The sequence below is a fragment of the Mucilaginibacter sp. genome, assembly GCF_036383575.1.
GTDB lineage: Bacteria > Bacteroidota > Bacteroidia > Sphingobacteriales > Sphingobacteriaceae > Mucilaginibacter.
In genome coordinates, this window is the sequence record NZ_DASVOB010000626.1 from 1 (window position 1) to 6422 (window position 6422).

The window sequence follows — 6422 nt, forward strand, 5'->3', positions numbered from 1 at the left end:
ACCGCTTAAGTGTACATGTTTACCAATTTGCGCGCATGAACCTACAGTAGCCCAGGTATCAACCATGGTGCCTTCATCAACATAAGCGCCAATGTTTACGTATGATGGCATCATGATAACACCCTTAGCCAGGTGAGCACCATAGCGGGCAATACCATGAGGTACAACACGGACACCGGTTTGCTTATAATCCGTTTTGAGTTTCATTTTGTCATGAAAAACAAAAGGGCCGGTTTTAATTTCTTCCATATGCCTGGTAGGGAAATACAAAACAACCGCTTTTTTAATCCACTCATTTACATGCCAGCGTGAGCCAATAGGTTCGGCCACACGGATCTCGCCTTTATCTAACCGGTCAATAACGGTTTCAATGGCGTTGGTATATTCATTGTAGTTCAGCAGGTTCCTGTCTTCCCAGGCCTCTTCAATCAGTTTTTTAAGATCTTGCATTGTTGAAATTAAACTTTTGGCAAATTAAAGGATTTTTAAGGAAATATAGTCGATTTTAAAAGATTGTATGTGATGGTACGTCCTGAAAAATCTATTGGTATTAATGATTCTAAAACTGAATTTTGCTGCCGGGGGGCTTCAATTTTTAAAGATATTCGTGATACATCGGGAAAAATGTGGGTATAATTGACCATTGCCGTACAATATTTTGATTTACAGTGTATTGATTTTCACACATGTATACAAAATCCGGACAACCAGTTAATATGCTTTAAAAAACGTTAAGGAAACTTTAATTTTATATAAACGAAAACCAACGTTTAAACTAATTAGGTGTCAAAAGCCTTCCGAACAGCGAGTGTTGGGGAGGCTTACTTTTTTTATGACATTATGTTCGGGGAAATAAGTTATGGAGCGGTAAACATTGGTGCATTATTCGGCGTATAAGGGGTTTCTTTAAATCCTAAGAAATTGACATCGTAAATTTTACCTTTTAATTTATCACTTTAATCCCCCATTCCCCCAAAGTATGACCCCACTTGTACTATTTGCTATTATTTTACTTGGCCTGGCATTGCTGCTTATTTTAGGCGTTTTGTTTTTTGGTACGCTCAAATACATTAAAAAACGCTATTATCCCAATTGGAAATTTCCTGATTACGTAAGCGTTGGTTATGCCGAATACCTTTATCGTAAATTTATAAAAAGAGATCTGTCCAAATAAGTTTTGCAATAGCTGATTTGCCGCATATTAAAAATGTTGCGTTAATTAGCATCATGACTGTAAAGCGAAGTTTTTATAAGGATGTATTATTTGGCGTAGCTATAGGCGATGCGCTTGGTGTTCCCGTTGAATTTAAATCGCGGGAAAGTATCGCTCAAAAACCGGTGACCGATATGATCGGCTTTGGTACCTATGATCTGCCGCCGGGTACATGGTCGGACGACAGCTCTTTAACTTTTTGCCTTGCCGATGTTTTGGCAGATGGTTACGACCTGCAAAAAATTGCCAATAGTTTTGCTAACTGGCTATATGACGAACAATGGACTGCACGCGGAGAAGTGTTTGACGTAGGTATTGCTACCCGTGCCGCTATTGAACGGGTTTTGCATAAAGTACGTCCCGATCTTGCTGGTGACTTTGATGAATCGTCAAATGGTAATGGTTCGTTAATGCGGATCCTACCCTTATTATTTTATATAAAAGATAAACCGGTAAAGGAACGTTTTGCTATTGCAAAAGAAGTATCAGCTATAACACATGGGCATGTACGCTCAGTAATTGCCTGTTTTTATTACCTGGAGTTTGCCCGTAAATTGCTTACAAATAAGAACCTGGTATCTGTTTATCATGAAGTAAATACCGAAGTAATCTCGTTTTTAAAAGGCACAACCATTATTCCGGATGAAATAGTTCTGTTTAACAGATTGCTGAAAGGTGATATTTACGAGCTGAATGTGAGTGAAATGCAAAGCAGCGGATATGTATTGCATACGCTTGAAGCAGCAGTTTGGTGTTTGCTAACCACAGCAAGCTATAGTGAAGCTGTGCTAAAAGCTGTAAATTTGGGGCTTGATACCGATACAACTGCCGCTGTGACCGGTGGATTGGCAGGTTTACTTTACGGCTACGAAAGTATTCCGGAGCATTGGATGCTTATGCTTGCCCGTAAAAAAGATATTGATACATTGGCCCAACGCCTGGCCAATAAATATGAAAGGGACTAATAAATGGCCGAAAAAGAGAAACTGAGAATAGATAAATACCTGTGGGCCATCCGCGTTTTTAAAACACGTACACTGGCCTCTGACGCCTGCAAAGCCGGGCGCATAAAACTGGATGGTAAAAACATCAAACCATCATACGAGGTGAAAATCGGAGATGTTTACCAGGTAGCAAAAGGCATTGAACGTAGAGTAGTAAGGGTAACCGGTCTGCTCGAAAACCGGGTGGATGCTAAAACCGCTGTGGATTTTTATGAAGATATCACCCCGGTTGAGCAAACCCAGGCGTTTAAATCAATGTTTCACGCCCCGATACTTAAACGTGACCGCGGAACCGGTCGCCCTACCAAGGCCGACAGGCGCGAAATTGATGACCTGAAAGATAATTTTTTTGAAGATAAAGAAGAGAATTAACCCCACCCAAACCCTCCCCTAAAGGGAGAGGGCTTTAAAACAAATCATGTATAAGAAGTCTCCCCTTTAGGGGAGATTTAGAGGGGCGCTCAATAATGCTCCTTATGCTCGGTTGTTTCCCAAAGCTTAAAAGCTGGTAGCGCCTCATCACGAAGGATCTGTACAAAGGGAAGTTTACGTTTATCCATTGGGTTTTCCAGCTCGTCGTAAATAAAATGATCGTCGAAGCCTATTGCGGCAGCATCAGCTTTGGTATTGGCGTAATAGATTTTATCAATACGCGCCCAATAAATGGCGCCCAGGCACATAGGGCAGGGCTCGCAACTGGTATAAATTTCACAACCTGCTAAATTATAAGTCTCCAGCTCCTGGCAAGCCAGGCGGATCACCGATACTTCGGCATGTGCAGTAGGATCGTTAGTGGGCACAACACGATTGGCGCTGCGGGCTACGATCATGCCATCTTTAACTATTACCGCCCCAAACGGGCCGCCAATTCCACGCTTTACATTGTCTTCGGCCAGTTCAATGGCTATGCGCATAAATTTTTCGTGTGCCGTATTTTCCATGATTGCCCTAAATTAAAAAACCTCAACCGAAGTTGAGGTTTTAATTTGAAAATGTGTCAATTTGAATATTTGAAAATGACTTGTAATTTTCAAATTACTTCATCATCAAATTTTCAAATCGTATGTTATTTCTTTTCTTTAGCGTAAGCTTCGTTAAGGCGTTTTGCAACATCAACAGTAACATCTAAAGAAGGATCGCCATATAATACGGTTGGGTTGGCTTTTGAATAAGTTAACACCAGTTTGTAGCCTTTTTCTTTAGCATAACCTTTTACAAAATCCTGAATTTTGTCATACAGTTTAGCATTCTCGGCAGCCTGCTCATTCTGAAATTCGGCACCCGCGTTTTGTGAGTAACCCTGTAATTCCTGTTGTTTACGCTGTAACTGTTGCTCGGTAGCCTGACGCTGATCGGCCGACATAGTAGCCTGATTTTTCTGATATTCGGCAACCTGGCGCTGAAATGCCTGACCGCGGTTTTGCAGGTCTGTTTGTGAAGCCTTGCCTTTGTCTTCAAGACGTTTTGAAAGGTCTTTAAAGTACTCGTACTTGTTCAATAAGGAATCAGAGTTTACATAAACAATGGTTTCTTTATCAGGAGTTGCTGTGGTTGCAGCAGCCGGTTTATCGGCAGTTTTATTTTGGCTGCAAGCGGCAATACTGCCTGCAATGGCTAATCCTAAAGTAAGCTTGGTTAAAGTTGAAGCACTGGTTTTCATTATACTCAATCTGAAAATATTATAAAATTTTGACAAAGATAATCTTTCATTGCAAGTATCCTAATCAGATGTGCAGATAATCGGATGTGCGGATTTCAAATGTGCAAATGTGCAGATGATGTTTGTTGCCACTGTTATTGATGCCGGTTGTTTTTCACGCTAAGGCGCTAAACCGCAAAGGTTTGTTTTGCCTTGAGAGGTTTTATGGTGCACAAATTTGCGTTAGGGATAGAAGCGGATACCGGCCAAGAGCGTAATGCCTGCAGGCGTATGAGCGGATAGCCCGGCCGCAGGCAACGCCATTATTGATTTCGAATATCGGATTTTCGATTTCCGAATTTCTGAATTACCTGAGTTGGAAAAGCAACAAATTCTATAATTTTTTTAATTCCATAAATTCGGGTTCAGACAAACTATTCTGTAAAATGGTATTAAGGCAACATTAACTTAGCGCTCCCAAATCTATTCCACAACTGCAATTTATCCACAAATCGTCGATAATCCCGGTTATTTTTTGTAATTTTGAAGGTTGTTTCATTAAATAAATATGAGCGAAGAAATTCAGGACAAATCCAATTATTCAGCAGATAATATACAGGTTTTAGAAGGTTTAGAGGCGGTGCGCAAGCGTCCGTCAATGTACATTGGTGATACAGGCGTTAAAGGTTTGCACCACCTTGTATATGAAGTAGTTGATAACTCTATCGACGAAGCACTTGCCGGTTACTGTGATGATATTAAAGTTACTATCCATGTTGGCAATTCCATAACTGTATCAGATAACGGGCGTGGTATCCCTACGGGTATCAACACCAAAGAAGGTAAATCGGCTCTTGAAATTGTAATGACCGTTTTGCATGCCGGTGGTAAATTTGACAAGGATACCTACAAAGTATCGGGCGGTTTGCACGGTGTGGGTGTAAGTTGCGTTAACGCGCTGTCAACCCATGTCCGGACCCTTGTACATCGTGAAGGTAAGATCTTTACCCAGGAGTATGAGCGTGGTAAACCTATGTTTGATGTTAAGGAAATAGGTGTATCTGAGAAAACAGGTACCATCCAAACTTTTCAGCCCGATCCGGAAATTTTTACCACAACTACCGAGTATAAATATGACACCCTTGCTGCACGTTTGCGCGAACTTTCATTTCTGAACAAAGGCATTCGCCTGAGTTTGACTGATGAGCGTGAAGCTTTAGAAGATGGAACTTTCCGCAGCGAAGAGTTCTTTTCAGAAGGCGGCTTACGCGAGTTTGTTAAGTTTTTAGATGGTACGCGTACCTCTATCATTCCGGAGCCAATTTATGTGGATGGCAATAAAGGTGGCATCCCGGTTGAGCTGGCTTTGCAGTATAATGATACCTACAGCGAAAACGTTTTTTCGTACGTAAATAACATCAATACTATCGAGGGTGGTACACACGTGGCAGGTTTCCGTCGCGGTTTAACCCGTACGCTGAAAGCTTATGCCGATAAAGAAGGCTTGCTGAAAAACGTAAAGGTTGAGATCAGCGGTGATGATTTCCGTGAAGGTTTAACGGCCATTATCTCAGTAAAAGTACAGGAGCCGCAGTTTGAAGGCCAAACCAAAAGCAAGTTGGGTAACAACGAGGTGATGGGTGCGGTTGACATAGCTGTTGGCGAGATCCTTGGTCATTTCCTTGAGGAAAATCCTAAAGAAGCCCGCCTGATCGTTAATATAGTAATAGTGGCAGCTACTGCCCGTGCCGCCGCCCGTAAAGCGCGTGAAATGGTACAGCGTAAAAGCGTGATGACAGGCTCGGGTTTACCGGGCAAACTGTCTGACTGTGCCAACAGCGATCCAACCCTTTGCGAGTTATTCCTTGTCGAAGGTGACTCTGCGGGCGGTACCGCCAAGCAGGGCCGTAACCGCGAGTACCAGGCTATTTTACCATTACGTGGTAAGATCCTGAACGTGGAGAAAGCTATGGAGCATAAGATTTACGAAAACGAGGAGATCAAGAACATGTTTACCGGTTTGGGCGTAAGCCGCGGTACGCCTGAAGATGATAAAGCCCTTAACTTAACCAAGCTCCGCTACCATAAGATCATCATCATGACGGATGCGGACGTGGACGGTTCGCACATTACTACGCTGATCCTTACTTTCTTCTTCCGTTATATGAAAGAGCTGGTTGAGGCTGGTTACGTATATATTGCATCGCCGCCGCTTTACCAGGTTAAAAAAGGTAAGGAGTATGAATACTGCTGGAACGACGTACAGCGCGATGCCGCTATTCAGCGCCTTAAAGGTGCCGGCAAGGAAGACAGTGTGCACGTGCAGCGCTATAAAGGTTTGGGTGAGATGAACGATATCCAGCTTTGGGATACCACCATGAACCCGGCAACCCGTACACTTAAACGTGCTACCATTGAAAACGCTGCCGAATGCGACCATACCTTCAGCATGCTGATGGGTGATGAGGTTGCCCCTCGCCGCGAGTTCATTGAGCGCAACGCTAAATACGCTAAGATAGATTCGTAACCCCGGCCTCCTAAAGGGGGGGATGGTTGATATTTTTAA

7 protein-coding genes are annotated in these 6422 nt (G+C 42.7%); 4 read left to right on the forward strand and 3 right to left on the reverse strand.

Going from position 1 to position 6422, the window contains the following annotated elements; all coding sequences use genetic code 11:
* On the reverse strand, positions 1-450 hold a 450-nt coding region (locus VF500_RS22200), incomplete at its 3' end, for a 2,3,4,5-tetrahydropyridine-2,6-dicarboxylate N-succinyltransferase (RefSeq protein ID WP_414688592.1).
* Between the two features lie 529 nt (positions 451-979).
* Between VF500_RS22200 and VF500_RS22205 the strand changes: the two genes are divergently transcribed.
* The 3 genes from VF500_RS22205 to VF500_RS22215 are packed head-to-tail and all read left to right on the forward strand — an operon-like array spanning position 980 to position 2589.
* Entirely contained in the window at positions 980-1174 is a 195-nt protein-coding gene (locus tag VF500_RS22205; protein ID WP_330861772.1) for a hypothetical protein, read from the forward strand.
* A 53-nt stretch (positions 1175-1227) separates the two neighbouring features.
* Positions 1228-2178 (forward strand): ADP-ribosylglycohydrolase family protein, encoded by a 951-nt coding sequence (locus VF500_RS22210; protein ID WP_330861773.1) that lies wholly within the window; start codon positions 1228-1230, stop codon positions 2176-2178.
* A 3-nt stretch (positions 2179-2181) separates the two neighbouring features.
* The gene (locus VF500_RS22215; protein WP_330861774.1) at positions 2182-2589 is read left to right on the forward strand and encodes an RNA-binding S4 domain-containing protein; all 408 of its coding nucleotides are present in this window, start codon (positions 2182-2184) and stop codon (positions 2587-2589) included.
* Between the two features lie 89 nt (positions 2590-2678).
* Here the strand turns inward: VF500_RS22215 and VF500_RS22220 are convergent, their stop codons facing one another.
* A complete protein-coding gene (locus VF500_RS22220) occupies positions 2679-3158 on the reverse strand; it encodes a nucleoside deaminase (protein WP_330861775.1) in 480 nt (159 codons plus the stop codon).
* A gap of 125 nt (positions 3159-3283) precedes the next feature.
* Positions 3284-3877, reverse strand: a complete 594-nt coding sequence (locus tag VF500_RS22225) for an OmpH family outer membrane protein (protein WP_330861776.1) — start codon at positions 3875-3877, stop codon at positions 3284-3286.
* 547 nt (positions 3878-4424) lie between these two features.
* Here VF500_RS22225 and gyrB point away from each other — a divergent pair.
* Positions 4425-6383: a DNA topoisomerase (ATP-hydrolyzing) subunit B gene (gene gyrB / locus VF500_RS22230; protein WP_330861777.1), complete on the forward strand. Its 1959-nt coding sequence runs from the start codon at positions 4425-4427 to the stop codon at positions 6381-6383.
* Positions 6384-6422 lie beyond the last annotated feature (39 nt).